Source organism: Nocardia sp. IFM 10818, from assembly GCF_054655275.1.
This window is the reverse complement of sequence record NZ_BAAHJH010000001.1, coordinates 7,245,290-7,271,231: the sequence shown is the minus strand read 5'-3', so window position 1 is coordinate 7,271,231 and position 25,942 is coordinate 7,245,290. Positions and strand designations below refer to the sequence as shown.

Annotated in this window: 26 protein-coding genes; 13 read left to right on the top strand and 13 right to left on the bottom strand. The window is 66.5% G+C overall.

Features of this window, described 5'->3' with window-relative positions; genetic code table 11:
* Positions 1–76: 76 nt before the first annotated feature.
* The 5 genes from ACYQ5L_RS33870 (at position 77) to ACYQ5L_RS33850 (ending at position 5,160) form a co-directional block, all read left to right on the top strand.
* Complete coding sequence (locus ACYQ5L_RS33870; RefSeq protein ID WP_459962276.1) at positions 77–1,504, top strand: cutinase family protein; 1,428 nt, start codon at positions 77–79, stop codon at positions 1,502–1,504.
* Between the two features lie 980 nt (positions 1,505–2,484).
* Positions 2,485–3,453, top strand: a complete 969-nt coding sequence (locus tag ACYQ5L_RS33865) for a hypothetical protein (protein ID WP_459962275.1) — start codon at positions 2,485–2,487, stop codon at positions 3,451–3,453.
* A complete protein-coding gene (locus ACYQ5L_RS33860; RefSeq protein WP_459962274.1) occupies positions 3,396–3,785 on the top strand; it encodes a hypothetical protein in 390 nt (129 codons plus the stop codon). The genes ACYQ5L_RS33865 and ACYQ5L_RS33860 overlap by 58 nt, the downstream gene beginning before the upstream one ends.
* A gap of 37 nt (positions 3,786–3,822) precedes the next feature.
* Positions 3,823–4,464 carry a nucleotidyltransferase family protein gene (locus ACYQ5L_RS33855; protein WP_459962273.1) on the top strand — a complete coding sequence of 214 codons (642 nt, stop codon included), beginning with the start codon at positions 3,823–3,825 and terminating at the stop codon, positions 4,462–4,464.
* Between the two features lie 96 nt (positions 4,465–4,560).
* Positions 4,561–5,160 (top strand): hypothetical protein, encoded by a 600-nt coding sequence (locus ACYQ5L_RS33850; RefSeq protein ID WP_459962272.1) that lies wholly within the window; start codon positions 4,561–4,563, stop codon positions 5,158–5,160.
* Positions 5,161–5,462: 302 nt separating this feature from the next.
* Here the strand turns inward: ACYQ5L_RS33850 and ACYQ5L_RS33845 are convergent, their stop codons facing one another.
* From ACYQ5L_RS33845 to ACYQ5L_RS33810, 8 genes are all read right to left on the bottom strand, one after another.
* Entirely contained in the window at positions 5,463–5,753 is a 291-nt protein-coding gene (locus ACYQ5L_RS33845) for a hypothetical protein (protein ID WP_459962271.1), read from the bottom strand.
* An 89-nt stretch (positions 5,754–5,842) separates the two neighbouring features.
* Positions 5,843–6,382 (bottom strand): hypothetical protein, encoded by a 540-nt coding sequence (locus tag ACYQ5L_RS33840; RefSeq protein WP_459962270.1) that lies wholly within the window; start codon positions 6,380–6,382, stop codon positions 5,843–5,845.
* Positions 6,383–6,431: 49 nt separating this feature from the next.
* A complete protein-coding gene (locus ACYQ5L_RS33835; protein ID WP_459962269.1) occupies positions 6,432–6,962 on the bottom strand; it encodes a hypothetical protein in 531 nt (176 codons plus the stop codon).
* Positions 6,963–7,072: 110 nt separating this feature from the next.
* Positions 7,073–7,405, bottom strand: coding sequence for a hypothetical protein (locus ACYQ5L_RS33830; RefSeq protein WP_459962268.1), 333 nt, complete (start codon positions 7,403–7,405; stop codon positions 7,073–7,075).
* A gap of 84 nt (positions 7,406–7,489) precedes the next feature.
* Positions 7,490–8,500 carry a hypothetical protein gene (locus ACYQ5L_RS33825; protein ID WP_459962267.1) on the bottom strand — a complete coding sequence of 337 codons (1,011 nt, stop codon included), beginning with the start codon at positions 8,498–8,500 and terminating at the stop codon, positions 7,490–7,492.
* 941 nt (positions 8,501–9,441) lie between these two features.
* Positions 9,442–11,226 (bottom strand): AfsR/SARP family transcriptional regulator, encoded by a 1,785-nt coding sequence (locus ACYQ5L_RS33820; RefSeq protein ID WP_459962266.1) that lies wholly within the window; start codon positions 11,224–11,226, stop codon positions 9,442–9,444.
* A 76-nt stretch (positions 11,227–11,302) separates the two neighbouring features.
* Positions 11,303–12,013, bottom strand: a complete 711-nt coding sequence (locus ACYQ5L_RS33815; RefSeq protein ID WP_459962265.1) for a DUF8176 domain-containing protein — start codon at positions 12,011–12,013, stop codon at positions 11,303–11,305.
* Positions 12,010–13,092, bottom strand: coding sequence for a hypothetical protein (locus tag ACYQ5L_RS33810; RefSeq protein WP_459962264.1), 1,083 nt, complete (start codon positions 13,090–13,092; stop codon positions 12,010–12,012). The genes ACYQ5L_RS33815 and ACYQ5L_RS33810 overlap by 4 nt, the downstream gene beginning before the upstream one ends.
* Before the next feature lie 1,005 nt (positions 13,093–14,097).
* Here ACYQ5L_RS33810 and ACYQ5L_RS33805 point away from each other — a divergent pair.
* Positions 14,098–15,129 (top strand): hypothetical protein, encoded by a 1,032-nt coding sequence (locus ACYQ5L_RS33805; RefSeq protein ID WP_459962263.1) that lies wholly within the window; start codon positions 14,098–14,100, stop codon positions 15,127–15,129.
* 120 nt (positions 15,130–15,249) lie between these two features.
* The gene (locus ACYQ5L_RS33800) at positions 15,250–16,047 is read left to right on the top strand and encodes a hypothetical protein (protein ID WP_459962262.1); all 798 of its coding nucleotides are present in this window, start codon (positions 15,250–15,252) and stop codon (positions 16,045–16,047) included.
* Between the two features lie 289 nt (positions 16,048–16,336).
* Here ACYQ5L_RS33800 and ACYQ5L_RS33795 read toward each other — a convergent pair whose 3' ends face one another.
* From ACYQ5L_RS33795 to ACYQ5L_RS33785, 3 genes are all read right to left on the bottom strand, one after another.
* Positions 16,337–17,299 (bottom strand): NADP-dependent oxidoreductase, encoded by a 963-nt coding sequence (locus ACYQ5L_RS33795; RefSeq protein WP_459962261.1) that lies wholly within the window; start codon positions 17,297–17,299, stop codon positions 16,337–16,339.
* Between the two features lie 73 nt (positions 17,300–17,372).
* The gene (locus ACYQ5L_RS33790; RefSeq protein WP_459962260.1) at positions 17,373–17,642 is read right to left on the bottom strand and encodes a putative antibiotic biosynthesis monooxygenase; all 270 of its coding nucleotides are present in this window, start codon (positions 17,640–17,642) and stop codon (positions 17,373–17,375) included.
* 81 nt (positions 17,643–17,723) lie between these two features.
* Positions 17,724–19,034 (bottom strand): FAD-binding oxidoreductase, encoded by a 1,311-nt coding sequence (locus tag ACYQ5L_RS33785; RefSeq protein ID WP_459962259.1) that lies wholly within the window; start codon positions 19,032–19,034, stop codon positions 17,724–17,726.
* A 217-nt stretch (positions 19,035–19,251) separates the two neighbouring features.
* On the opposite strand from ACYQ5L_RS33785, the gene ACYQ5L_RS33780 reads away from it, so the two are divergent.
* A complete protein-coding gene (locus tag ACYQ5L_RS33780) occupies positions 19,252–19,809 on the top strand; it encodes a TetR/AcrR family transcriptional regulator (RefSeq protein WP_459962258.1) in 558 nt (185 codons plus the stop codon).
* Between the two features lie 608 nt (positions 19,810–20,417).
* Entirely contained in the window at positions 20,418–20,777 is a 360-nt protein-coding gene (locus ACYQ5L_RS33775) for a hypothetical protein (protein ID WP_459962257.1), read from the top strand.
* Between the two features lie 77 nt (positions 20,778–20,854).
* Here ACYQ5L_RS33775 and ACYQ5L_RS33770 read toward each other — a convergent pair whose 3' ends face one another.
* A complete protein-coding gene (locus ACYQ5L_RS33770) occupies positions 20,855–21,730 on the bottom strand; it encodes a LysR family transcriptional regulator (protein ID WP_459962255.1) in 876 nt (291 codons plus the stop codon).
* Between the two features lie 163 nt (positions 21,731–21,893).
* Here ACYQ5L_RS33770 and ACYQ5L_RS33765 point away from each other — a divergent pair, with 163 nt between their 5' ends.
* The 4 genes from ACYQ5L_RS33765 (at position 21,894) to ACYQ5L_RS33750 (ending at position 24,707) form a co-directional block, all read left to right on the top strand.
* Positions 21,894–22,265: a DUF4267 domain-containing protein gene (locus ACYQ5L_RS33765; protein WP_459962254.1), complete on the top strand. Its 372-nt coding sequence runs from the start codon at positions 21,894–21,896 to the stop codon at positions 22,263–22,265.
* Between the two features lie 15 nt (positions 22,266–22,280).
* A complete protein-coding gene (locus tag ACYQ5L_RS33760; RefSeq protein WP_459962252.1) occupies positions 22,281–22,757 on the top strand; it encodes a DUF2871 domain-containing protein in 477 nt (158 codons plus the stop codon).
* A 224-nt stretch (positions 22,758–22,981) separates the two neighbouring features.
* Positions 22,982–23,155, top strand: a complete 174-nt coding sequence (locus ACYQ5L_RS33755) for a hypothetical protein (RefSeq protein WP_459962251.1) — start codon at positions 22,982–22,984, stop codon at positions 23,153–23,155.
* A gap of 49 nt (positions 23,156–23,204) precedes the next feature.
* Entirely contained in the window at positions 23,205–24,707 is a 1,503-nt protein-coding gene (locus ACYQ5L_RS33750; protein ID WP_459962250.1) for a metallophosphoesterase family protein, read from the top strand.
* A gap of 99 nt (positions 24,708–24,806) precedes the next feature.
* On the opposite strand, the gene ACYQ5L_RS33745 is transcribed toward ACYQ5L_RS33750, so the two are convergent.
* Positions 24,807–25,682, bottom strand: coding sequence for an alpha/beta fold hydrolase (locus ACYQ5L_RS33745; RefSeq protein WP_459962249.1), 876 nt, complete (start codon positions 25,680–25,682; stop codon positions 24,807–24,809).
* Between the last annotated feature and the right edge of the window lie 260 nt (positions 25,683–25,942).

Sequence of the window (25,942 nt, the reverse complement as noted above, 5' to 3'; positions counted from 1 at the left end):
CCCCCGCAGAAGCCACTTCCGTGCGCGAGGGCCATCCGGCCCCGCGCACGGTTCGACTTCTCCGGAGGCAAACCCCATGCGTACCCACCGCACCCGCTCCTACCGCCCCGCCACACCACCCCGCCGTCGCGGGCGGGCACCGGCCCGAATCACCGCCGCCACCACCGTCACGGCCCTGCTAGCGGCCACCGTGACCGCCGCCGCGATCGCGACCGGCACCGCCACCGCCGCCCCGGCATGCGCACCAGTCACCGCGATCCTGGTCCCCGGCACCGGCGAAACCAACGCCACCGCCAACCCCGCCCAACCGGTCGGCCTACTGGCCCCCCTCGGCAACGGCCTGGCCGCCCGCTACGGCGGCGACATCGACATCCGCTATCTGCCCTACCCCGCCGCCGCAGCCCCCTACGCGAGCTCGGAAACCGCAGGCGTGCACGCGCTCTCGGATCTGGTCGGCGGACTATGTTCCCAGACAAGGGTTGTGTTGACCGGCTACTCCCAGGGCGCCGACGTCGCAGGCGATGTCGCCTCCGCCATCGGCACCGGGTCCGGCACGATCGCGGCCTCCCGGGTGGCAGCGGTTGCGTTGCTCGCCGACCCACGCCGCGACGCCGCTACCCCGCAACTGGGCACCACCACCGCCGGGCAGGGCGTGTCCGGACCCCGCGCTGCGGGGTTCGGCGCGCTCACCAATCGAGTCCGCACCGTCTGCGCTTCCGGGGATCTGTACTGCGCGACCTCGCAAGAGTCCTCGCCGGCATGGACCGCGCTCGGACGGGCCTTCACCGGCGAAGGCAGCGACACCTCGGCCGCGGTGAGCACCACCTCGTCCGGCGGCGAGATCGATGCCGGCAGTGTCGCCCAGCAGGTCGTCCTCGTGGCCAGCGGGCTGGCCTCGTTCGCCTCTGGCGTCCCGACTCTGCTGAATGACCTCGCGGCACTGCCCGGAGCGGTCCTGGCCGGCAATATCCCCGAGGCACACCGACTCTCCGGCGCGATCAACCAGGCTTTCAGCCCTCTCGTACAACTCGCCGACAAGGCCGACCTCGCACTGGTCGCCCACGCCCTGGAGCTGGCCGCCCCGATGGACACCTCCGGCACCACCGCCATCGCGGCACAAATCGTCGCCATCCTGGCACGCACCGACCTGGCCCGCGTCGCCACCGACATCGGCACCGCGCAAGAAATCGCCTGGCGAGCCACCGAGAAACTCGCCACCGGTGACATCCTCGGCGCGGGAATCGAACTCGTCGGCATGGTGCCCGTAGCCGCCGACCTCGCCGCCACCGCCGCCGCCGCACTCACCGGCACCAGCAGCTCGGGCTCGTCCCTGGCCTCGTCACTGACCAACAACCCCGACACCAGCAACATGCTCTCGGATCTGGCACGCCAGGGCGCTGACGCAGCACAGTTCTACACCTCCGGAATCCACCAGACCGGCTACACCACCTTCCTGCCCACCGTTCTCGACTGGATCACCATCCAGATCGACCGCACCGAGTGAAATAGGCGGAACACCGGAGACGCGGCTTCGGACCGACTGTCATTTGGTTGGTCCGAAGCCGCGCACTATGCGGCAGTGGCGTACGTTTGCGCCGCAGCCGTTCTCGCCGTCCCAGCTACGCTGAGCACACTCCTGCGCCAACTACCAGGCAGACGGCGCCAAGACATGCAGCACCCGCAGGATTTTCTGGAACCACTGCCACCCCCGCCCGGGGGCGCCTTGGGGATTCATCGTGAAGCTGTCCGCGGGTGATCGGTCGGCCTGCTCGCTCGGCTGGGCATTCACTCGCCATCGGCTCCTTCTGCTGTTCCTTGCAACCGTCACCGTACTGTGTCTGTATCGGCTACAAGGGGCCGGAGCACACCGCTCGATGATCGCCCCGGTACATCAACCGGCCGCAGCCTTCTCACACACTTCGTTTCCGTAGTGCCAGCCAGCACTGCGCGATCGGACCTTTGGACTGCACGGAATTCGGCTTCTTAGAGCACTCTAGTCGACTGAAGCTAGCGCGCGATCCCGGACGGACGCTGTGCCGAGAGGGCAGATTCACCGGCCAGGTTCGGACCACGCTCGCAGCTACGCCGAGCCGAATAGCGCACGACGAGAATAAGGGCAGTGCGCCAGTAATGTAGAAGCAACTGAAACCGATGCGGTTCGGACTACCTGAGCATCGGTAGTCCGAACCGCGCATCATGCGGCTGGTACGGGATATTGTTGCGGCGCAACTGAATTCCCAACTACGGGGCTGCGAGGCGTGTAACACGCGCAGCATCAGGGGGCAGCATCAACAGCAGTGCCCCCCGCGAGCAAGCCGACACCCGGTTACCGCAACAACCTATTCGGACGAGGCACTAGCATGTCTGAAGCCAGCTGTAGCGCAGCCGATAGCCAGCTGGATGCGGGAGCCAGGGGGAACGCCGTTGTCGAGCACCAGCACGTCACAGCACACGCAACCAACGAATGGGCACGCCGGGCAGCCGATGAATGTCGAGCAGTTGTTTGAGATCAGGCGTCAGGTTCGGAAGGATGTGCGTCGGCGACTCGCCTCCCTGGTGATTGTCGTCGTGGTCCTCATCGGCTACTTCGCGTACATGGCTTGGCTTTCACTGCCCGATGCTCGACGCCAGGGTGTCGAGCCTCTCGATTTCGGAACATGGATGCCGCAGCTGCGCGACGTCCTCGTTGGGCGGATTACCGCAGAGCAGGCGCTGGCCGTCGTGTTGGCGATGCTCGGGTTGAACGCGACAATCAATGTGGCGCTGGCCATCCCCCAGTCCGTCGCGGACGTGCGCGATCAAGTCGCGGTCAGCGAGTGGCGGAACTGGCTTTCGAACGTGGCGATGCTCGCCGCTGCGATCGCAGTCCTCGCAGGAATCGCAGCGTGGCTCGGCCCTACCGTCAAGAGCACCTCGCTCATTTCGGCTTTCGCCGATGGCGGCGCGTTGCTGTGCGTTGGGCTGATGATCAGCATCGTTCAAGCTGCGAGCAACGCGGCCGAACGGGAGATGGATCGTGGCCAGGCCCGCAACGAACTGGCGAAGCTGGCGGCCCGGCGACACCTCCTGCCGGTGGAGTTCCGCGTAGCGCACCCTCCAGCGCCGTCTGGCCCAGCAAGGCTCGGCGGCATGGTCGGCCGCTTCCTGTTGGTGGTCGCATTCACCGCCGCCGTCGCAACTACCGTGGTCTTCGGCGTGGCCTACTTCCATCACGGGAAAGTGCTGACCTCCAACCCGTTGTGGATATTTGGGGTCAACACGGCGTTGAGCGCGGTGGCCACGAGCGTGGCTGGGTTCTGCTCATTCAATCGGTGGACTTCGTTTCGAACCAACCACCCGATACTTCGCGTATACGTTCTGAGTTGGGTTCTTCGGCTAGCCTACGTTTTCGCGGCTTGGCAGACAGCCAGCTCATTGCCGCTAACAACCTCTGTTTCCGCCGCCGTTCGGTGAATGTTCGGCATCCTGCTGATCGCACCGGTTCTGGTGGTGTGGATCGCTGTCGGTTGGACCCGAAAGCATCGGAAGCCGAAGCCACTGCGCTGGCTGGCCTGGCCCATGTGGACGGCAATATCCGTGTCGTTGGAGCGGCGGAAATCGTTGAGGGAGAGCAGGACCTGACCCGCTTCGTCCGATCCTCCCAATGGGAGCAACCGATCGGCAGGGTGCCCGATACCCTTGCGGCGTTGGCCGTCCGCGCCGACACCTCATTCGTCGTCCCTGATCCCGCCGGATCGCTGACCCTTGAACATGCACTAGCCGATCGGGATCGGCGTGGTGGTTGAAGTCGTCGGATGTGTCACACGGTGGTGGTAGATCTGGGTGGTGGTCGGTCAACTGCCCGTCGAAGAACAGCTGGGCGTCTTTCGAGAGGCGCTCGCGCGCACCGAGGTTCTGATGGAGGTCCTGGCGCGGTCGGCGGCGCTGGCGCTGCCCGGTTGGTACCTGACAGCAGGTTGCGTAGTCCAGACGATCTGGAACACCGTTACCCGCCGGGCTCCCGGCAGCGGTATCAAGGACTATGACCTGTTCTACTTCGACGGCACCGACCTGTCGTGGGAAGCCGAGGACGCGGTAATCCGGTCGGCGAGGTCCGTCTTCGCCGACCTGCCGGCCGAGGTAGAAGTCCGCAATGAGGCGCGCGTGCATCTCTGGTACGAGAGCAAGTTCGGCTTACCCTGCCCTGCCTACACCTGTACCGAGGATGCGATCGACTCTTTCGCTGCCACCACCTGCAGCCTGGGCGTTCGTGTCGAACCGGGTGGGCGGTGGCGCGTGTACGCCCCGCACGGGTTTTCGGATGTCTTCAACCTCGTCGTCCGCCCGAACCCGGTCCTCGCACCGCAGGCTGTGTATGAAGCCAAGGCGAGCCGCTGGCTTGCTCATTGGCCCGAATTGACCGTCCTGCCGTGGCCGACAACAACACCGCAGACCGCCGACCGGCCGCCTCGGCGGCGAGCATGATGCAGGAAGCGTCAGTACATTACTGAGGTTCGGCAGACTCGAACCATGTCGGCGATTTCCCCTGCGCCGCAAGGGAGTTTGGCATGCTTAGGGGTCATGATCAGCGTCCTCGTTGCAGTCGTCGGCGTAGTGGGTACCGCGCTCGGAGCCTCGCTCACGGCCATCATCTCAGCCCATACCGAGAACCGTCGACAGGCCGCGTTGGAACGGCAGCAGGCGCGGCAAGAGTTGACTCACCGCGGCAATCAGATTCTCGAAGTGCGAGTTGAACATCTGCGGTGGCGCCGCGAGCGCCGCCAGTCTGCCTACCTTGACTTCCTCGAGGCCCTCGCCGCCGCCGACCGGGCCAATCAGCAATACTTTCGCGATCGTCGCGCCGCCGCCGATCCGATACCCGCCCAGGAGGTCCGAGTCGCCGAAATCCGGCAGCTGTTCAAGGATGCCGAACAACGCGGCAACAGAGTCTTACTCGAAGGGCCGACCGCGGTGGCCGAGGCCGCCTCCAAACTGATTGAGGTCCAAGGCGTTCTGATCCGGGAAGTACAAGCCTTCGGGCAAGCACAAGCAGCCTCGTCCGACGATGCTCATCAGCGGGCCGGCACAGCCGAAGCGACCGGACTCACCTACTTGGTCGCGCACCGCGAGTTCATCGACGCGGCACGCGCGGCATTGGACGAGGTCATAGACGCAAGCTGATTCCGGCAACGGTCGCCGTGCGAAACACCCCGAATACGGTCGGGGAAGGTCGTAGTTCGCGGGAACGGCATCGGTCGGAATGTGCGGCGGACGCGCCCGGGGGCGCGGACCGTACGCGCGATCGGCGGCCCGCCGGGCCGTCGAACCGGGCCGGGGTGCCCCCGACGCCCGGACCACCGGGAATGGCCCTACAGACACGAAAACGGTGCGGCGGGTGTGATATTCGCTGTCACGCCCGCCGCACCGTTTCGATTCGGGTTCGGCCCAGGTCACCCGCCGGGGCGGGTGACCTGTACCGGTGCCTACATGCCGATCTCGGGTTCGTGACCGCAGGGCATGGCGTCGCGCAGTGCGCCCGTCACGCCGCCGTTCAGGATTTCCAGGCTGCCGGGCGCGGTGCCGACCACGACGCGGACCGCGCCGAAACTGTAGGCAGGCAACTCGTCCTCGGTCAGCAGCGCCAGCCTCGGGGTCTGCATCGTGCCGGAGACGTGCACCACGGGATAGAGGCCGTCGGCGTTGCGCTGAAAGACCGCGTAGTGGTCGCGGGTCGTGAGGTTGCGGGCCTCGTAGATCGCGGGTGGCTTCATCATGGGGGGCTCCTCAATTGGGGGTGGTCCGGGGGGCCGGGGCGCGGGTGCAACTCCGCCTGCGCCTCGGCTGGATCGGTGGGCAGGTAGTGCTATTGCGTTGGTGCGGCAGGGTTTTCGGCGGCTGGGGCGTCGGATGATTCGGCGGGGTATCGCCAGCGGTAGCCGCACCGGGTATCGATCACCGTGACCGGGCCGCTGCGCAATGGCACGGTGGGGCCGTCGTAGGCGCGCAGGACCGTGTCGGCGGGCATGGCGTCGAACCGTTCGGCGGCGCGGCAGCACCCGCCATCGGTGGGGGTGGCGGGGCAATAGCAGGCGCGGGCGCTGCCGCACAGGCCGCACACGCGGCGGCAGTCGCTGACACCGTGAGCCAGGCAGGTGAACACCACCGCCAGCCCGCCCTCCCCGACGGTGACCTCGATCGCGTGATGGTGCGGCGCGACCACGACTTCGCCGGTGTCGGCATAGAGGCGGGTGTCGTCGGTGAAGGTGACGATGTAGCCCTCGAGGTGGTCGGCGTTGTCGGGGTCGTACTGCGGGCGAATGTTGGTGATGTACTCGTCGCCGAACCGGTCACCGATCCGCAGCGCGTCGGCGGGCACCGGGGTGCCGATCTCGTATCGAGCCATGACACGAACCTCCTACTTATTCCAATGGGTGTGATCGAAAAGGTCGGGGCTATTCGGTGGGGGTGGTGGCGGTGTCGGGCAGTAAGCCGACCGTGACGACCAACTCGCCGAAGTCGGCCAGTGCGCGTCGCGCGGTGTCGAGTTCGTGCAATTCGTCGGGGTGCGGCACGTCGGTCGGGACGCGCCCGAACCCGATCTCGGTGGCGATCTCCTGCAACCGCGCGGCCAACGCGAGCGCGTGGTCGCGGGTGACGCGGCGGCGCTCGGACAGGGTGCGGGTCGCCGTATCGCGTTGCGCGGCAACGAAGGCCGCCATGCGCGCGTCGTAGTCGCCACCGGGAGCGGCGGGTGTGAGACGCCACGGCGAGACCACCCAGCGGGTGTGCCGCCCGGCCCATTCCACGACGCACGCCGCGATCCCGTCTTCGCTGTCCACACACACCACCCGCCCGTGTAGGGCCGGGTTCGTGCTCCAGGTCACCGGGTCCCCGGCGCGGATCGGGCACGCGACACCGAACACGGGATCGGCGGGTTCGGGGTGTCCGGTCGCGGCGGTGGCGGATGTCTCGATGTCGGTCATTTCGGTTACCTCCCAAGGGTTTTGCGGTGGTCGGGACGCCCGCCGGGAATGGGGCGGGCGGGGTCGGGATGGCGGGTGCCCGTGCGCGGGTACCCGCCGCCCGCCGGTGCTCACGGGTGCGCGGCGTTGGCCATCGCTGCGGCCAATCGACGGCCGCCGCCGGTCCGGTCGTAGAACACGAGGTGATCCCATTCCCATTGCGCGGCGCACGAGGCGCACATGGTGACGCCGTGGTTACAGGTGACGGGGTTCTTCGCCAATACCCGGCTCGGTGCGTCCGGGGCATCGCGCAGCCGTACCAGCACGTAGGCGTTCCCCGACAAGATCGCGTCGGGTTTGATCGCGCCCTCGGCGTCATGGGTCGCGTTGTCCTTCATCACGACACCGCGCGCGGGATGCGTGGACGAGGCGGGGTGTCCGGGAGCGGGAGTTCGGTCGGTCATGGCGATCTCCTCGGTTCGGTTGTGCCGGTAGATATTTCGGGTGTCTCCGGTGGGCGCGCGGTGGCGCGCCCACCGGGGGAAGGGTCAGGCGGCGGCGGTGTTCGGGGTGCGGGTGCGGCGCGCCCGTGCGGGGGCGGCGGAGGCGGGGGTGTCCGTCGCCTTCGCCTTCTTGGCGGCGGGCTTGGCCTTGTCGGTTGCCGGAGCCTTGGTCTTGCCCGCACCTGTGGTCTTGGTGGGGGTGGGGGCCTTACCCGTGCCGTTGGCCTTGTCGGTGGCGGTCTTGGCGGCGGCACGCTTGGCGGGCGGTCGCGCCGTCGTGGGTGCGTCGGCCGGGGCCGCCTTCTTGCGGGTGGCGGCGGCCTTGGGCTTGCCGGTGGTGGGTTCGGCGACGGGCGTGGGGGTGTCGATGGGGGCCGCGTCCTGTGCCCGGATGGGGGCCGGGGCGGGGATGTCGGCGGAGGCGGGTGTGATCACACGGGGCGCGGGTTCGATCGCGGCGGGCTCGGCGGTCGGCGCGGGCAGGGCCGGGCTGACAGGCACGGCCGGGGCCGTGGTTTGCGACGCGGCGGCCTTCGCGGCGGCGAAGACACGGGCGGCGGCGCGCACGGCGGCGGCGGTGATGAACACCAGGGCGGCGGCGGTGATCACCAACGCGAAGACGGTGTGCGTCATGGTGGCTTTCGCGGCGGCCAGGGCGGGGGCGCGCCGCATGGCGGCCACGGCGCGGCGGGCGGGTGCGCCGAACCGGCGGCGTGTGGCCCCGGCCGTGGTGGCCGGGCGGGGCACCGCGACGGCGGCGGCCCGTGCGGGCGTCGGGCGGCGGCGGGGCGCGGTGGCCGGGGCCGGGGTGGTGGCCGTGGCGGCGTGCGCAGTGTCGGCGGTGGCGCGGTAGCGGCGGGGCGCGGCTTGGGTCTGTACGGCGTTGCCGTCGCGTACCAACACCTCGAGGGCGTTGCCGATCGCGCCCGATGAACGGCCGGTGATTTTCGCGATATCGCGGGGGCCGTATTCGGTGTCGGGATTAGTGGCCAATACTTGCGCGACCATGCGCCGCAGCTCGCCGTTGCCCAATCGCGGGGTGGTGTTCGTGGTCATTTCGGGACTCCTTTTCGGAATGATCGAATTCCGTTCGCGTCCGCTACACATTCGGATCGTCGCATAGTGCGGGCGGGGCCGTGATTCGAATTGGATCGGGGTGACGATTTCCCCGGGGTGCCATTCGAAGCTAGCTCGACTCGACCGCGAAATTCAACCGATCGCGACAACTTTTTTCGACCAATCTCCGCAGGTCAGGACCTTGAACCGGGCAAGCAAGGAATGAAATGCAACCCTCGGCCGGCATGAGCAGCGACCGACCGACGAGGCATGAGCCGAAAAATGAAAAGAAGAGGCCGGGGAGAATTCGGAAGAATTCGACAGACCTATCACACACGGCGCGGACACGCGAGGAAGAGCGGCGACCGCGCCCCGGCCGCCCCGCCCGATGTCATCCTTCTCCTACCGGGGGTAGGGACCCTGGGCGGCTCGGCGGCAGGAAACAGGCCCGCCACCTGGCGGTATGCCCTGGCGTGGGGGTGTTGCCTTGATGAACACCCCGAAAAACACCCCGAACGCCACCCCGAAAAACACCCGGAAAAGAACGTGCTTGGTCTCGCAGACCACCGCTTCGCCGCGCCGCCGGTCGATCCGACGAGGAGCAGGTACTCCACCGAGATCCGGCAACCCTCGAATGGAGAGACGATCAAATTCCGGAAAATCCGAGCTATATACGGAAGGTGCACAATCGATCGGTATCCGTTAAACCGTGATCGCCAATAAATTCTGCACTACATCATACCGTCGGATGATCGGATTCGGGGCGGCCAATATCAGTATCCGACTACTAACACGAACTCATTGATGCGGCATGATTCACTGCCGCCCATACTCCCCATCTTTCCTTGTGCTCGGAAAGCTGATTCGATTGTCGGTTACCGCGCCTGCGCTTCCGGTGCGCGGTCCGCGTCTGAAATATGCACGCCCGCTTGTTTCGGTTCCTATTGTCGGCTTCTTTGTTTCTTTTCGATGTTGCGTATGCGTGTGCGTTTCGGGTGGAGTTGTAGTGCGATGTCGCGGGTTTCTCGGCTGGGTTTTTCGCCGATGTCGGCCAGGCGGTGGGTGAGCAGGGCGAGGGTGTCGGCGATGGCGTGGTGTTCGCCGAGGCGGGCGTGCAGGCGCATCATGTCGTGGTAGAGGTACTCGTTGTGTGGGGCAATGCCCACGGCGATGCGGAGCAGGCGCAAGGTGGCGCGGGGATCGTCGATGACGAGGATCTGCGCGAGCGCGCCGACCGCGGCAAGGGCTTCCTGGCGAGCATGCTGACGGATCGGTTCGAGCCAGTCGGCCTCGAGGTCGCAGGCCAGTGTCCCGGCCGCGGCGAGACCGATAGTGCGCTCGCAGGCGTCGCGGCGCTCGGTGTCGGTGGCGGCTCGCTGAAGGCTGGCGAGGGCGTCGGTGAACGCGGTGTAGTCCACCGCCACTCGTGTCGAGTCGAGGCGGTAGCGGCCTGAGTCGCTGAGCACGATCTCGACGGCGGTACCGCCGCTGGCGTCGGCGAAGGCGGTGCGGAGGCGGCCGAGCGCGGTGTGCAGGGCGTTGGTCGGCCGGTTCGGGCACCGCTGACGCCACATGGTGTCGATCAGTTGTGCGCGGGTCAGCCCTTCCGGGTGCAGGGCCAGCAGTGCCAGCAGTTCACGACTGCGCCGCTGCAACGGCACAGTGATCTCCGCTCCGGGTGCGGACTGCTCCACAGCCGCCCGAGATGCCCGCCACGTCACCCGCAGCGGCCCGAAAAGCTCGACGGTGACCATCGGGGCCGGGTCGGCGGGCTCGGCCGCCAGCGGCGCGTACGGCGCGAGAACGGTGTCCGCTTGCGGCACAAGAGGTTCAGAACGAACGACGGGCTCGGCAACCGGGGGCTCTGATGGTTGCGGCACGGGTATCGATGCAGCCACTGAAGGGTGCGGCCGGTGGACGGCTAGTCGAGCACTGGTCTGGCCGAGGGATGCATGGTTGATCGCATAAACCCGAGGGGCGCGGTGGCGGCGCGTGCGCACACCGCGCCGCCACGGAGTCCACCCGCGAGCGACCGGTGGTGCGAGGACAGCGCCGACCCGGACGTGGACAGCGGCGGCGAGCGTCTGCGCGGCGGCGACGACGCTATTGCGCCGCAGCGGAATTCGACCGTCGAGCAACGTATCTGCGACCGACTCGTCGTATGGCAGCCATCCCAATATCGCGGCGTCGAGGTCCACGCGAGGTGTGATGCTGGTGTCGCCCAGCAACACGACCGCCGAGCGAGGATACCGATTCGTCAGCGCATCGATGGTGCTCGGAACGAGCTCGCCGGCGCGTGCCACCAACAGAAGCAGGTTCGCGTGCGCGAGCAGCGGAGCCGTTGCCGCTGCGGCGTCAGCGAGACCGCAGTCGGCGATCACGACCAGCTCCTGTGCGAGTGTGGGATCACAGGAGATCGGCCTGGCCAGCGCTTCGAGGACACGCTCGGGCTCGGTGGGGGCGGCCAGGTAGGCGATACCGCTGGGATGGTGTTGCAGGTGCGGCTCGAGGTCGGTGGCGGTTAGGACACCGGTCTCGCCGGCCGCCGCGGTGAGGCTGGCCAATCCTCGCTCGGGGTCACCACCGCAGCGGTGCGCGAGGCTGCCGCCACGCGGATCGGCTTCCAGCACGATCACCCGCTCGGAGCCGGGCCACAGCGCGGCGACTGCCAGCGCGGTCGTGCTCACCCCTGAGCCCGGTGCGAGTCCTGCGACTGCGATCAACATCCTCACCACCACCTTCGTGTTCACACCGTTGTGCCGAAATGCTTTGCCGGACACCATGTCCGACCGGTTGCCGCCCTCACAGGTGCGTGATGGCGGTGATCAGCGTGCCGTCGCCGACCTCGCTGGTCGAGATCCGTTGCCGCCACAGGTTTCCGGTCCCATCGGCCCGGGACTCGGCGACCTCGACCGCGTACAGGCCATGGTCGAGTGCCGTGATATGGGCGCAGTAGGTCGTCGCGGCCGGGATCGAGTCGATCCCGGCTTGGATTTGCGCGACCGGCGGGATGGCCGCTGCGGCAGCGACCATCTGCCGTGCACGGCGAGCATCGCGAACGCGGTAGTAGGCGGCCTCGAACACCTCGATCGCCGCGACCCCACCCTCGGCGCGCATCACCCCCGCCCCGGCCACCATCGCCGCGAGGTCGCGCTCGCGCGATGCCTGCGCGCACCCGGGAGCGTTGCCACTGCTCACCGGCCCGGACAGTGTCGGTGACCGCCACACCGCCACCGCCGCCGGAGCCTGCTCGCCGGAGGCGGGCTGGCGTCCGGTGCGGTCCGGTAGCGCGGCGACTGCCACGACCGAGATGGCTACCACGGCCGCCCCGGCCACGATGCGGGCGCGGCGAGGACCGCCGACACCGACTCGCCGATCCGGTACTTGCCCGTGCGACTGGCTACGACTGTCGCTGCGGGAGGCGAAGCAAAGGGCCAATCCTGTTGCGGGCAGGGCGGGTTCGGTGTCGAGCACGATTTCCGGCACCTCGAGATCGTCGATGTCGATACTCATGACAGTCCGTCCTGACCCCATACCGGCAACTGCGCCAGCACCTGCCACGGATCGGACGGGGGCGGCCCGGCCACGACACTGACCACGGTGTCGACTGCCTCGGCGGCCACCGGAACCCACGCCTGCGGTTCGATCGCGACTTCCTGGACCCAGGCCAGTTCGATCGGCTCCGGTACCGCCTGGTCAGCGTCGGTGCCCAGCAGTTCTTCCGCGGCCGGAATCGGCAGGCCGCTCTGATCGTGTGCGGCGGCGGCCTGGTTGGCGAGATAGTCGTTCCACTGTTGTTCGCGGACCGCGAGCGGCGCGGGCATCCACTCCGGGCGCGGCACACTCACCGCACCGACCCGCACCACGTCGGTCGAAGGCGCATCGATGCCGTACTCCTCTTCTGCCGCTTGCACAGTCTGCACAGGCGCCCTAGGCCCGGCGATCGGGCGCGACGGCGAAGCCGAGAGCTGCTCTCGCGTACCGGGGTTCGGGCCCGACGACTCGGCGAGGATCTCGACATTCCCGGACGTCGTGGCGCCCGGGGTGAGTGCTTCGCCCGGCGAGATGGCCGGCGCGGCTGGGCTCGGAGCCGCGATCAGTCCGGCTTGCCCCGTCGAGGGCGGCTCGCTGATCAGTCCGGGCTGCCCGACCGGGGGCGCTCCTGCCGCGTGCGAGCCGCACATCAGTGTGGCCGCCACCGTGCACGCCGCGAGCAGCATGCGCGGGCGGGCACCGATCGTGCCCGCGCGGCGGTGCGGCACGCGCACCCGATGGGGCCGGGTCGGCGCGGGCCGTGCGACGGCGGGCACGACACCGGCCAGCGCCCGTCCGCGCAGCGTGGTCCACAGTGCGCCTTCCCGCAGTGCCCGCACGTGGACCGCGTGTGCGCGAATTCCCTTGCCGGTCAGGTATTCACACATCACCTCGACTCGTCCGACCACCGGTTGCTCCATCCGCGACGGAGCGACCGCGATCACCACGGCCGTGTCCGCGCCCAAGGGCACGCCCCCGGCGAGCTCGGCGTCCTGCCGGGTGGCCCACTCGCACCCGAGTACTCGGTCTTGATGGAGCCATACGACCCAAACACCCACCGCCGCAACGGAATCAGCGGCTTCTCGGGTCGCGGCTACCAATGCTTGCGCCTGTACCGACATCGAATGTTTCCGCATCGACCAGCTCATCGCACATACCTCCGGATTCGGCCCGCGCGAAATCAGCGGCGCGGGGTTCGGATCGCAGGGCACGCATCATCGGCGCGCGGTGAGCCTCGTCCAGCGCACAGCACGGGAACAGGGGAATTCATGAATGGAACGAATCGCGCCCGGTGACACCCCCGCCCGTAGAGAACGGGGCGCATGACCGATGCGCTCATCCAGCAGCTGCCACCGCAGACTGTGGGAAACGTCGCCTCCGCCCGACGAAAAACGTTCAGGAAAAGACGATCTGGTTGTTTCCTTCGACCGCCGAGTTCCGAATCCACCCCCAAGGATGTAACTCGAAAGTTGCTCGTTGCTCGAAGTCTCCTCACGATATCCCCAGACTGTGACCTGCGCAACAATCACGCAGGATATCGGTCGCTGACCAGGACAAAGAGGGGCGGGGCTCCGATGTACGGAGTCCTCGCGACCCCTTCATGGAGTTTCATCCAGGGGAGTCATGAGGAATTGAGGGTGTCGAGTGCTAATGAGCGTCGAAGTATCGGGCCGGTCGGATGCCGGTTTCTCAGCTACCAGTTTTCGCTGCGCCGGATTTGCCCGGTGCTGAAGATTTGCGGACTAGACTCTGGAATTGCAGTCCGATGGCCATGGGGCTCATAACGGTTCGACGCGAACCGCGCCGCAGTACCGAACACCGGAAGTCTCGGTTTCCTCCGGTGGCAGGGTATTTCGGTGCGGAGAAGGGGTCGAGAAGCCATGGCCAGTCCGCAACGTTCCCCTGGCGATTCCGGCGACAACAAGCCCACTCCCGGCAAGAAGCGCCACCTTTCCGCGGCGAAACCGCCCACGCAATCGGGGCAGAAGCCTCGCCGCGCCGAGTCGCCCCGGTCCGGGGTGGCCAGATCGCCGAAGCAGAATCCCACTCCCCGGGGCTGGGTCGTGATCGAAACGCTCAACGGTACGGCTGAGCAGGCGTCACTGATTCTCAATCACGAAGAGCCCCGGTCGTTCTCGAAGCTGGCACGCGCCAGCCTGCCCAAGAACTTCCTCGAGAACGTGTTCGAAAAACTGGTGGGCGAATGCCTCGACAGCGGCGGCAACCGTGACAAGGCCGGTGCGGATGAGCAGGACCGTGTGTACAAGGTGGCCGCCATCCCGGTCCGCGGACCTTCATCCGATGAAATCTTCGCCATCGCGTTCTGGTCGGCGGGCGCGCTCGAACCGATACCCAAGACCCCGGTGGTCGGGACCGTCGAGTGGACTCCGTCCGGGCTGTTGTCCACCAATCCCGCCGCCGAGTATCTGCTGCGGCCTCCCAACGAGCTGCCCGATGGACGCACCATCCCGGAGCTGCTGGCCAGCTTCGACCGGTGGGAGCCGCGCGCGGAGTTTCTCGACATGTTCAACATCGACGAGACTCCGGCCGACCGCTGGGTGGGCACCGCCACCAAACGCTACGAGGACGGCACGCCCCACCAATTCCACATCACCGCCCGCGCCGTCGGCACCGGGGACCAGCGGCGGGTCCGCGCGGTCGTCTGCGACGTCAGCGCTACCAGCACCAGCCGCGACACCGACATGACCGTCGCCGCCCTGCGCGCAGTCCCGATTCAACCCGGACACGCCTTGGCCCTGGTCGACTTGAAATCCGCATTCGTGCACGAATGGCTCCCCGCCGAGGAACACAGCCCGCTGGCCGGATGGCGGCACCACCACCCCCTCTACGACAGCGACGGCCGCACCCAGGTCGCGCTCACCTGCCGCGATCTTGCCCTCGGCATCACCGACCGTGCCCTCGTCACCGTGCGGGTCCGCTTCACCCCGACCGACGACTGGATCGAGGTGTCCGGAACCTGGACACGTATCCCCTCCGACGGCCGCCCCCAAGCCATCCTCGACATCACCACCAACCCGAGCCCGCCCCCACCGATCAGGGGCTGTGGCCTCTGCTATGACATCACCCACCCCTGAACCGCAGCAGCACACGACTAGGCAGAAACACTCGCGACTGATCGCGCAAAACCGTGCAGGCCCAACCTCATCCGGTGAAATCCCATAGTCATCCGGGAAACGCGGTGATTCACTAGGACAGTGCGCGAACCACAGGATCTGCCCGATGAGGTGATCGCCGCCATGTGGGGCAATGTCGGTCCCGACATTGACCGTGCGCTGGAGCGTGTTCGTTCAATTCGTGCGTATCGGAACGCTCCGGGATCTGTGCTGGCGGGTGACGACGCGGCGTGCAGCCCTTCAACCTTCTCAGTTCATACGGCTGTCGGATCGTGCCTGTCCTCGGGCATGGATCACCTGCATGCTCTGAAGTCACACGTCGTAGACGGGCCGATGCTGCATATTTCGTCGCCATTCAGCCTCGCTCGGGGTGCGCTGGAGAATCTGTCGATCGCGTACTGGATCCTGCATCCAGCTGAGCGGGCTGATCGAGTACAGCGCGCCCTTCGGTGGTGGGCACAGAACTTCAAGGATGCCGAGCGGGCTCTGCGGCCGGCGGGAGGAATCGAAGACGGCGCGACCGAATCCGCTTTGCTTGAATTGGAGGAAGTGGCCCGGCGGTCCGCTAACGTCATCCCCGTCCCAATCCGCAAGGGGCACACCAGCACAGAGGCAGTGAAGTACGCCGACCAGCACGCGGTCGAGGCGCGGCAGGTCCTCTTCGCGTGGCAACTCTGCTCGGGGTTCGCACACGGTCGAGGGTGGGCGATCCACGGTATGTCCAGCGCCGAGAGTATCCGCGTCGCCGATCAAGATGAACCGGTTATTCAGCTGTCGCCCAACGACACCGCCATTGTGTTTGTGACACTTACGTCGCTCTGTCTGGCCTCGGAGACCTTCCGCATTCTCGACCAAAAGGCAGGCGAGGCTTCAGATTAGAGGGCACCGGCCGACCACTGGAGTAGATCCGGTGTGAACAGCCGCCCGCTACGATTGTGAGGTGCCGGTCCGGGTCGACCTGCCCCACTCGATGCGATCAGGAGGATGTGGTCGACGTGTGCCGCTGTGGCGGAGGCCAGCGGTTCCGCTCTGCACTCCGACGCGGCGCGGGGGCCGCGATGGAGCTACGACGACGGGGGCGGCAGCTGGCTTGAATTGCGGCTACTCACCGGCGACCTGGTCGTGTTTGTCCGCCGACGAGGCCGCAGCCCTGCGGGAAGGCTGTTGGTCAGTGTGATTCGTCTGATTGGGCGTTCTCGTTGCACAGCACGAACTTGCCAGGGACGCCGTTTTCTTTGTCCTTGAAGGCTTGCGGCGCATCGGTGAGCGGGTAGAGGACGGGGTCGGGGATGGTGATTTCACCGGCGGCGAGGCTGCGGGCCAGTTCGGTGAGCTGGGTACGGTTCGGCTCCACGATGAAGTAGACCGCGCGACCGGCGGGCGGCTGGGTTGCGGGCGGGGCCGCGATGGAGACCAGGGTGCCGCCCGGTGCGACGAGGGCGGTGGATTGGGCCAGGATTTCGCCGCCGATCATGTCGAAGACCAGATCGGCGGTTCCGTCGAGAGCGGCCAAGGGCTGATCGGCCAGGTCGAGGAACGTTGTTGCGCCGCAATCCAGGACGAGTTGGCGGTCGTGAGAGCGGCCGGTGCCGATCACCTCGGCGCCCGCATTGCGGGCGAGTTGCACTGCCAGTTGGCCGACCGCGCCGCCCGCACCGTGGATCACGACGCGCTGCCCTGCGGTGAGGCCGCCGTGGACCATCAATGCCTGCCAGGCGGTCAGGCCGGACATCGGCAGGGTGACCGCCTGAGTGTGCTCGACACCGTCCGGCACCAGGGCGAGGTCGCGGGCTTCGACGGCGACGTACTCGGCGGCGGCGCCGTCGCGGTAGCGATCGATCATGCCGAAGACGCGGTCGCCGACGCGCAGATCGCTGGGGTTGGTGCCGAATCCGAGTTCGACTACCACGCCGGAGACGTCGCGTGCGGGGACGGCGGGCGTGCGGTCCCGGCCGACGCGGTCCACATATGTTGGCTCCCAATCCAATTCGCCGGGGGTGAATGCTGCGGCATGAACCTTGACGATGACGTCACCGACCGAGGCGCGGGGGTAGGGCGCGGTCTCGATCGTCAGGTCGGAGGCGCGGCCGGGGTGGGGCATGCGGGCGGCGGTCATGGTTGTACGCGACATAGTTCTCTCCAGATCGTTTGTGGGGGTGGCTGTTTAGGTCCAGGATGGGTGGCAACCGATCCGGGCACGTGTCTCAGCGGGACAGCCATCCGGCGAAGCGGTTCGTCAGGAAGGGCATGATGAACCACACCATGGCACCGACCGCGACCGGCAGGATGCAGGCCAACCGCAGCGGGGTCGGGAGATCCTCCAATAGCGGGGCGGTCACGGTGATCAGCACCGTCAGCATCGGGTAGAGGCCGAGCAGCGTCAGCAGCCAGAACTTCCACTTCGGCGGATGCGCGGCAGCCCCACCAGCTGTCGTGCCATCCTGCGCCACCGCGTCCTCTCCGATCTCCGGCATGGCCTATTCCTTTCCTCTGCTTTCGCTTTCATGACGTAGACGAAGCAGTCCGCGAAGATGTGACAGACCGACTGACCGGCCTCAGACGAGGACCGGGAAATTGCTGCGCAGCACACCCTTGGGATCGTTGTGCTGCTTGATCTCGCGCAGCCTGACGAGCGCCGAGTCGGGGTATGCGGCCGCCGCACGTTCGCTGGGGTTCAGGAAGCCGAACGGCTTGCGGCCCGACACGCGGTCGCCGAGGGCGTCGACCAGTCGCCGCTGTTTGTCGGCGATGTCGCTGGTGATCTCGGCGGTGAGCGGCAGCCCGAACAGGTAGAGCAGATACGGTTCGGCGATCGGCCCCTGCGGAGTGGCCGACGGCCGGGCGAGCGCACCACCCAAGTGCCGCAGCTGCACCAGGAGCAGCGGTGAGATCGGTTCCGCCAGTAGCGCTTTGACGGCGATGTCATCCAGGTCGGTGAGCAGTTCGGCGCGCGAGCTGCCCGGTCCGGGATCGATCGGATCGTTGGAGACCGCGCCGAGTTCGGCGACCGGCAGCGTGCGCAGGTTTTCCGCCAGCGGTGCACCGACGGTGGTGAAGGGGCGCAACAGCTCTCGTGCTTCCTCAGCCCGGCCCAGGTAGGTGGCCTCGACCGAGACCATCGGTGTCGAGCCGGGGAAATGCACCAGATCCAGCCACACACTGAGTTCGTCCGGTGCGGTTGCGGTGACTTCCCGGAAGGCGTGCACGGCCGCGGCGGTGTGCTCGGCGGGCCACAGCATGTGGCCGCCGAACAGATCGGGTGCGGGGTGCAGATCGAATTCGATGGCGGTGACGATGGCGAAGTCGCCGCCGCCGCCGCGCAATGCCCAGAACAGGTCGGGGTTGGTCTCGGCCGTTGCGCGTGCCCGGGTGCCGTCGGCGGTGACCACGTCGAACGCGGTCACGCTGTCGGCCGCCCAGCCGTAGCGGCGGGAGAACCAGCTGAGCCCGCCGCCGAGGGTGTATCCGGTGACGCTTACTCCGGGCGAGCTGCCAGCGAGTCCGGTCAGGCCGTACGGTCCGGTCTCGGCGAGCACCGTGCCCCAGGTGACGCCGGCCCCGACGCGTGCCGTGCGGGCGAGGGCATCGACGTGTAGTTCGGTGAGCTGGTTGGTGCGCAGCAGGATGACACCGTCGGTATCGCCGCTCGCGCCGTGCCCGCTCGGCTGTGCGGTGACGGTCAGGCCGCGCACAGCGGCGTAGCGGATCAGCGCGGATACATCGTCGGCGTCGGCGGCCTCGACCACCGCGAGCACCGGCTGCTCGACAGCGCGGTTCCAGGGCAGCCGTGCCTGCTCGAAGCCCGCGTCCTCGGCGAGCAGCACGCTGCCGCGCACGGCGGCGCGCAGGTCGGTCAGTTGTCCCATGGTGGTGTTTCCTTGTTCGGAGGACGCTCGAAACTGAGTGCGAGCATGACGAATTACGCCTGCTGAGCGGCGTTGGGTGAATCGAGGTATATGCGTGAACGGCCGCGCCGCCCACCTAGAACGTAACGTAACGTAACGTTCTGAGGTGGGAGTATTGAGTACCGCGAGCATCCTTGTCAAGAACGTAACGTTACGTTTCTGAGTTAGGCTGGCCCTCATGGCCGAACGCAGTGCCCGGTCCAGGGCGACCATCCTGAAGGCGGCGCGCGAACTGTGTCAGGAACGTGGCTACGGGGCGGTGACCATGGAAGGGATCGCTGCCCGCGCTCGTGTCGGCAAGCCGACGCTGTACCGATGGTGGCCATCGAAGGCGGCACTGATCCTGGCCGCAGCGCTGGAAGAGGCGGGTGAGGTTTTCGTGGTGCCCGACACCGGCGATATCCGCGCCGATCTGCGCACGCTCGTGGTCCGGGCCTGTGAGGTGCTCGGCGATGACAAGTTGCGGCCGCTCTTCGCCGGAGTCGTCGGCGCGGCACAGAGCGACCCAACGACGAACACCGCGGTCAAGGAGGCTCATCACGCCCTGCGCGGCCCGAACCAGGAACGCATCGTCGCCGCGCAGCGCGCGGGCGATCTTCCCCAAGGCGACCCCGAACTGCTGGAGGACATGCTGGTCGGGGCCATGTGGTACCGCACGCTGATCACCGGTGGCCCGATCGATCTCGCCTTCGCCGATGCGGTGCTCGACAAGGTTCTCGGCCCCTCACATACCTAGCCGAACCCGCGCTATCCGGATCTCGCGCAACCGAGTTGCGCAGGAAGCCGAACTCCGTGGCGGCTTGCGGCTGCCTCGGAAAGCGAAAACCGATGAGCGCCATGAACAACGCGAGTACGACGGACAGCCTGTAGGCGATCGGGTAATCATGATCCGGGAAATCCCTTCGCAGCGTTGTCGAGCAGACCACCTGAACCAGATTTAGTGCCTCAGCGAGCGGCGAACAATGCCTCGATCGGCAAGGTTCGTTCCGTACAGCGCAATGATCGGAAGCCGGTACCTCCCGGAATGTGATGATCTGCATATGTTTTCGACCGTCGCCGAAAACCGCACCTCGGCCGGACACGGCCACATCGGCAGCAGAAAGGCAGGTGACCGGCCCCGCTCGTCCCGAAATTCCGATCAGATGCAACGGACAGGTTGTCGGCTCAACGAGAGGCGGCCCCCGTTTTCGGTGGCAAGAGTGCCGGGCAGATTCGATGTACTACTGGGGCGGTCGGGTTCCCGTTCGGGGAATCCATTGTGCGAAGGGACTATTCGTCTTGACTTCTGTCAATAGAAGCGCCGCCGTATTGTTCGCGTTGGGTGCACTGACCACTGTGGTTGGGGTGGCGGCGCCGCAGGCGAGCGCCGCCACCGTCTCCGGGGTCAGCGTGGAGCCGGGGCTCGGTTTCGGGTCATCGACCTCCTACGGCACCGGCTGCTCGTACACCCTCACGGTGAACGCGGAGCCGGGCACTCGGCTGCGCTTCCACGACATCTGGTCGAACCACGAATCCTCGCGGAACACGAGTCCGGACTATGCCACCGCGGGCGCGGACGGTAAGGCGTCGGTCATCTGGAAGCCCAGCGGGCCGGGCGAACACACGCTTGTCGCGTACAACCAGGACGCACAGGAGGACCGTGCCCAGACGAGCGTGACCGTCGGCACCGGCACCAACCTCGGATCAATCTGCCTCGTGCAGTAGAGAAGTCCGCGCACACCATAGTTGCTCACATGGCGGGCGGGCCCGCCATCAAGGCAATTTCGGGGAGTTGTTGTGCATCACATCGGTTGAGACACAACAACTCCCACCGCCGCAGCGTTGAACGCCCGAACGCACGCGGTTTCCCTGCATGCGCGCCAGGCGAATCCGCGTTCGATGGGTGGGGCGTCCTCGATCGACAGGTAAACGACATCCGGGCGGGGGTGGTATCGGATCGCTTGCGCGCCGACGATGAACGCGCCTTCGCCTGCCCCGACCCGGGTCAGGATCTCCTCACCGCTGAACGCCACCCCACAGTGCGCGATCGGCCGCCCGCTCGGCGTCTGTCGCGGCGCACGATCTTCGACCATCGCCGCCGGTAGCGACCCGGGCATACGAAACAGGCCGACCTCGGCCAGATCCTCGGCCGAAATCGACTCTCGTGCGGCGAGCGGATGCCGCGCCGACACCGCCAGCATCCGCTTCTCCCTGATAAGCACCGGTCCGGTGACGAAATCGGGCTCACCTACCGGCCTCCCGATCAGGACCATGTCGTACCGGTCGCTGCGCCACCCGGTGACACCGTCACTCATGTGCAGTTCACGGATCCGCACCTGCACGCCGGGGTGATCCATCCGGAACCGCTCGGCCACAGCAAGAATCAACCGTCCCGCACCCGGGCTTCCGAATCCGATGCTGAGCACCCCCTCGATCCCGCGCCCGGCCCGCACAGCCGTTTTCACGGCCCGCTGAATCTGATCGCATCCCGGCCGCAGCTCCTCCAGCAGCCGCTGCCCGATCGGCGTGAGCGCCACCTGCCGGCTGCTGCGCTCGAACAGCGCCGCACCGATCCTGCGCTCGACCGCCTGCAAGGTGCGGCTCACCCGGCTCGGCGAGACCCGCAACCGATCCGCCGCCCGCCCGAAATGCAGTTCCTCACCCAGCACCAGCAGCACTTCGACCTCATGCCGCTCCACAACACCGCTCCGAATCCACGCGCACGGAATCGTTGCACCAGCGGAAACGGGCGTTGCCGATTCCGTCGTTGTTCCCCGCCAACGCCGTTGTTACTTCTTGACCTCGATACCGATCCCATCCCCCGGAGGACTTCCCCCACCCATGCTCACCCTCATCGCCTACGGCCTGGCAATCGTCCTGGTCGTCTTCATCCAGCTGGTCGGCCTCCGATTCCTCCTTCAGCCCCAGGCCGCAGCCACCGGATACGGCGTCCCCGCCAAGCCCGACGGCGACACCGCCTACCTGACGATCAAGGGCCTGCGCGACATCACCTCCGGCGTAATCGGCGCAGCCCTGCTGCTTTTCGCCGACGCGGACGCCGCGGCCTGGTACATGCTCGCCGTAGCCCTCACCCCATTCGGTGACACCGTCATCGTGCTCCGCAACGGCGGCACCAAAGCCGCGGCCTTCGGCATCCACTTCGCGACAGCCGTCATCGTCGTACTCAGCGCCGTCCTGCTCTTCGCAGCCTGATCCCCGGAGCCTGCGATGCAGAAGATCTATTACGCCGCACACACTTACATGATCGTCGGCCTCATCAGCGGCCTGTTCTACCGCGAATTCACCAAACTCGAGGACTTCACCGGCGACACCCAACTCTCCGTCGTCCACACCCACCTGCTCGCCCTCGGCATGCTCTTCCACCTCATCCTGCTCATCCTGGAAAAGCAGTTCACCCTCTCGGCGAGCCCCCTCTTCACCTGGTCCTACTGGACATACAACGCCGGTCTGACCCTCACCGTCGCCATCATGACCGTCCACGGCTGCCGAACCGTCCTCGGCCACGAAACAGGCGCTGCCACAGCCGGTCTCGCCGGTCTCGGCCACATAGTTCTCACCGTCGGCCTCATCCTGTTCTTCATCAACCTCGGCAAGCGAATCACCGAACACAGCGGCCGTCCTTCCTCGATCGCAGCCCATACACGGCAGTACGACGAAGCGACCGATCGAAGTGTGACAACCTAGCCCGCGCCATCGCACGCAGCGTCTACCGCTGGCTGTCACCCAGGTCAAGTACCAGGCGTGAATCGGACGTGCGACGCCCCACCCGCTCCCCGACCGGAAGGGACAGCCGTACAGGCCGTTTCGACGAAAGCGAGGGGTAACTGTGGGGTTAGGTCAAATCAAACTAGGTCAGGCCCGGCGGTTCGCCGGGCCTGACCTGCATATCTACGTGGACCGGATCACTTATGCGCGTGGCGCGCGAGGCGTCGCGCGTGCCGACGAGCGACGTTGTGATCGATCTCCTCAGCTCCGCGCCGCTGATCCCACCTGAACGGCTGGCGGCGGCGTTCGGCCCGAACCCGGCCAACGTCGAGAAGGGTGTCGCCACAGCGCGCCGATTTGCGTATCCCGGCGAATGATCGAGGTGGGCAACGGTTCCTGTCGGTGCCGGGGCCTATCGTGCCCGTCATGCGCATCCTGCATACTTCGGACTGGCATATCGGATTCGTCGCAGATGGAGTCTCCCTGCTCCCGGCGCAGGAGAACGTCCTCGGCAAGATCGCGGAGATCGCGATCGATCAAGGCGTGCACATCGTTGTCGTCAGCGGCGATGTATACGACAAGCAGATTCCATCCGAGGCAGAGATCGAAGTAGTCCAAGCGTGGCTCACTCACATGGTGAATCTCGGTGTACGCGTGGTAGTCACCGCCGGCAACCACGACTCGGCGATCCGACTTCGCGCGAGCATGATGTTTGCCAGCGAAGCTGGGCTCTACGCTCTGACGACGGTCTCCGAAATCGGCAACCCCGTGCTGATCACCGATCGGGACGGGCCGGTCGCAGTCTACGGAATTCCGTGTCTGGACCACGCCCGCCGGGAGCTCGGTTTGCCGCCAGGACGTCCATACTCTGACTGGTGGCGGGCGGCTATGGCGCGGGTTCGCGCTGACTTGGCGACTCGGCCTGGTACCCGGTCGGTCGTTGTCGCGCACGCGCCGGTCGCAGATCCGGCAGCCCGCGGACTCGCCCGACTGCGGTCCGGCCAGAGCCCATCAACCGTGCCAGTGGATGTCTTTGACGGCATCGACTACGTCGCGCTCGGTGATCTGCATTGGCCACACGCAGTGTCACCGTCTGTCTGGTATTCGGGCTCGCCGTTGCCGTACGTCTACAACAACCGTTCCAAGAGAATCGATTTCGACCCGCCGAAGTCGGTGTACATCGTAGATCTCGGGCCTGGCGGGCTATCGAACGTTGAGCTGATCCCGCTCGCGGTGCCATCGGGCACCAAGCGAGTCGTCGGTTCTCTGGCCGAGATCGTTGGACACGAAGACTCAGGGGACTACGTCCGCGCGATCCTCACTGATGCGGATCGACCACTCGATGCGTGGCACCAGCTGCGCCCGCGATTTCCCTACCTCATACAGGTTGAGTGGGCGGACCCGGAAACCGGCTCGATTACGCCTATTTCGTGGGACGAGCTTGAACCCGAGGTCGTGGTCGATGACTCTCCGGCAGTTGATGAGCCGTGGCGCGGCTTCTATAGCCAGCTCGGAGACGAGTGTCTGCTATGCGGCGCACCAGCTGAGCACCCGTGTTTCAGGATCCGTTGCAACGGTGGAGCATCCACGAATCGTACCTACCACGCGGAGCGTGGGTCGACCGAAGCAGAACTGTCCGAAATCGGTTATGTCGCATACGAAGTCGCCGACGACAACGGACGGCGTCGTCGGTTGTGGCACGACCCCCGTGATCGGCAGACCTACGTGAATCGGGCGGGTTGCAAGGCAGTACTGCCCGGACAACGAGACGAACCGGCATCGGCACGGCTGACGAGCAGGCGTGAACCCCGTCCCTGCGCCTATGCGAAATGCGGGAAGATCTTCCTGCCGCATCCTATTGGCCGCCCCGCCGAATACCACACGGCCGCGTGTCGGCTCGCCGCGCACCGCGAGCGCAAACAGAGCTAGCTCAAGAAGTTCAACCACTATCCGGCCAAGATCGCTGTCGGCCCACAGATGAACGGCTCCGAACAGTTCACGCCCTGTTGAACACGGTCGCGTGAGGCGCTATGCGCTTTGCCCAGGAGTACGGGTCTCATCACAGAACGAGCGCAGAATCGCGTGCGCGTGATCGACGAACAGCAGATGCCCTGCGCCCGGCACTTCCTGGTACTTGCTGTCGGGGATCGTGTCGGCCAATCGGCGACCGTCCTGCACCGGCACGTTGCCGTCCGCATCGCCGTGCCAAATATCCACTGGCACAGCGATATCGGCAGGATCAAACCCCCACGGTCGCGCGAACAGCAGCTGGAAATCGAGCGCCACACCCCGACTGCCCGTGGCGAAGGCGGTATTGATGTTCTCCCCGAGCTGATCTCGCAGTCGGCCATCTTCCGCGATCCGAGCACGATCGGCCGGCGACATCTTCTTGATCAACGCATCTAATCCGCGCTGCGTACGCACCACCTTCGCCAGCCGCGCCGACACTGGACGCGCGAGCCACGGAAACCGCCGCAAGATCAGAAGTCCGGCAGCGGGTTTCACCCCGCCGGAGCCCTTGGTCGCCGACCGGTCGTCGAAAGGGGCCACTGAACTGACCGCGATCGCTTTGCTGACCCGGTCAGGCAGCTGGCACGCACTCGCCAGCGCGTACGGGCCACCAGCGGAGGCTCCCAGAACGCCGAACCGATCGATCCCGAACCAGTCGGCGATCGCCGCCACTGTGTCCGCGAAGTCAACTACCTGCGCACGCGAGGTCAACTCCGACATGCCCATTCCGGGCCGGTCGATCGCGATCAGGCGTATCCCGACCTCGGCAGCGGGGGCGTCGGCGAAGGCGACCCCCTCGACATGAGAGCCGGGCGCGCCATGAAAGGCCAGCACCGGATAGCCGTCCCGGTCGCCGCACTCCATCCCGCCGACCGTCGCGCCCTGCCACGTCATGGTCCATCGCGTAGGAGACATCACCCCAGCAGAATAGGGATCAGCGAATTGACAGCACATTGAAATCGAAGATGATGTCCGGTTTGCCGAAGGATTTGCGTTGACGTGCAAGAAGAGGTCTGGATGACCACTTGGTGACCAGGCTAATTCGCGACCGGCGTGCGATCTAGTTCGAGTGTTCCAGTCGTTGGACACTCATCAGCAATCAATCACGAAGCCGATAGGCGGCCCATGGCATGTCGGCTTCCGCTCTCACACAC

Coding starts and splice junctions, on each gene's coding strand:
- ACYQ5L_RS33870 (WP_459962276.1), top strand. CDS start 77: ATGCGTACCCACCGCACCCGCTCCTACCGCCCCGCCACACCACCCCGC.
- ACYQ5L_RS33865 (WP_459962275.1), top strand. CDS start 2,485: ATGAATGTCGAGCAGTTGTTTGAGATCAGGCGTCAGGTTCGGAAGGAT.
- ACYQ5L_RS33850 (WP_459962272.1), top strand. CDS start 4,561: ATGATCAGCGTCCTCGTTGCAGTCGTCGGCGTAGTGGGTACCGCGCTC.
- ACYQ5L_RS33845 (WP_459962271.1), bottom strand. CDS start 5,753: ATGATGAAGCCACCCGCGATCTACGAGGCCCGCAACCTCACGACCCGC.
- ACYQ5L_RS33840 (WP_459962270.1), bottom strand. CDS start 6,382: ATGGCTCGATACGAGATCGGCACCCCGGTGCCCGCCGACGCGCTGCGG.
- ACYQ5L_RS33835 (WP_459962269.1), bottom strand. CDS start 6,962: ATGACCGACATCGAGACATCCGCCACCGCCGCGACCGGACACCCCGAA.
- ACYQ5L_RS33830 (WP_459962268.1), bottom strand. CDS start 7,405: ATGACCGACCGAACTCCCGCTCCCGGACACCCCGCCTCGTCCACGCAT.
- ACYQ5L_RS33825 (WP_459962267.1), bottom strand. CDS start 8,500: ATGACCACGAACACCACCCCGCGATTGGGCAACGGCGAGCTGCGGCGC.
- ACYQ5L_RS33820 (WP_459962266.1), bottom strand. CDS start 11,226: ATGTTGATCGCAGTCGCAGGACTCGCACCGGGCTCAGGGGTGAGCACG.
- ACYQ5L_RS33815 (WP_459962265.1), bottom strand. CDS start 12,013: ATGAGTATCGACATCGACGATCTCGAGGTGCCGGAAATCGTGCTCGAC.
- ACYQ5L_RS33795 (WP_459962261.1), bottom strand. CDS start 17,299: ATGTCGCGTACAACCATGACCGCCGCCCGCATGCCCCACCCCGGCCGC.
- ACYQ5L_RS33790 (WP_459962260.1), bottom strand. CDS start 17,642: ATGCCGGAGATCGGAGAGGACGCGGTGGCGCAGGATGGCACGACAGCT.
- ACYQ5L_RS33785 (WP_459962259.1), bottom strand. CDS start 19,034: ATGGGACAACTGACCGACCTGCGCGCCGCCGTGCGCGGCAGCGTGCTG.
- ACYQ5L_RS33780 (WP_459962258.1), top strand. CDS start 19,252: ATGGCCGAACGCAGTGCCCGGTCCAGGGCGACCATCCTGAAGGCGGCG.
- ACYQ5L_RS33765 (WP_459962254.1), top strand. CDS start 21,894: ATGCTCACCCTCATCGCCTACGGCCTGGCAATCGTCCTGGTCGTCTTC.
- ACYQ5L_RS33760 (WP_459962252.1), top strand. CDS start 22,281: ATGCAGAAGATCTATTACGCCGCACACACTTACATGATCGTCGGCCTC.
- ACYQ5L_RS33755 (WP_459962251.1), top strand. CDS start 22,982: ATGCGCGTGGCGCGCGAGGCGTCGCGCGTGCCGACGAGCGACGTTGTG.
- ACYQ5L_RS33750 (WP_459962250.1), top strand. CDS start 23,205: ATGCGCATCCTGCATACTTCGGACTGGCATATCGGATTCGTCGCAGAT.
- ACYQ5L_RS33745 (WP_459962249.1), bottom strand. CDS start 25,682: ATGACGTGGCAGGGCGCGACGGTCGGCGGGATGGAGTGCGGCGACCGG.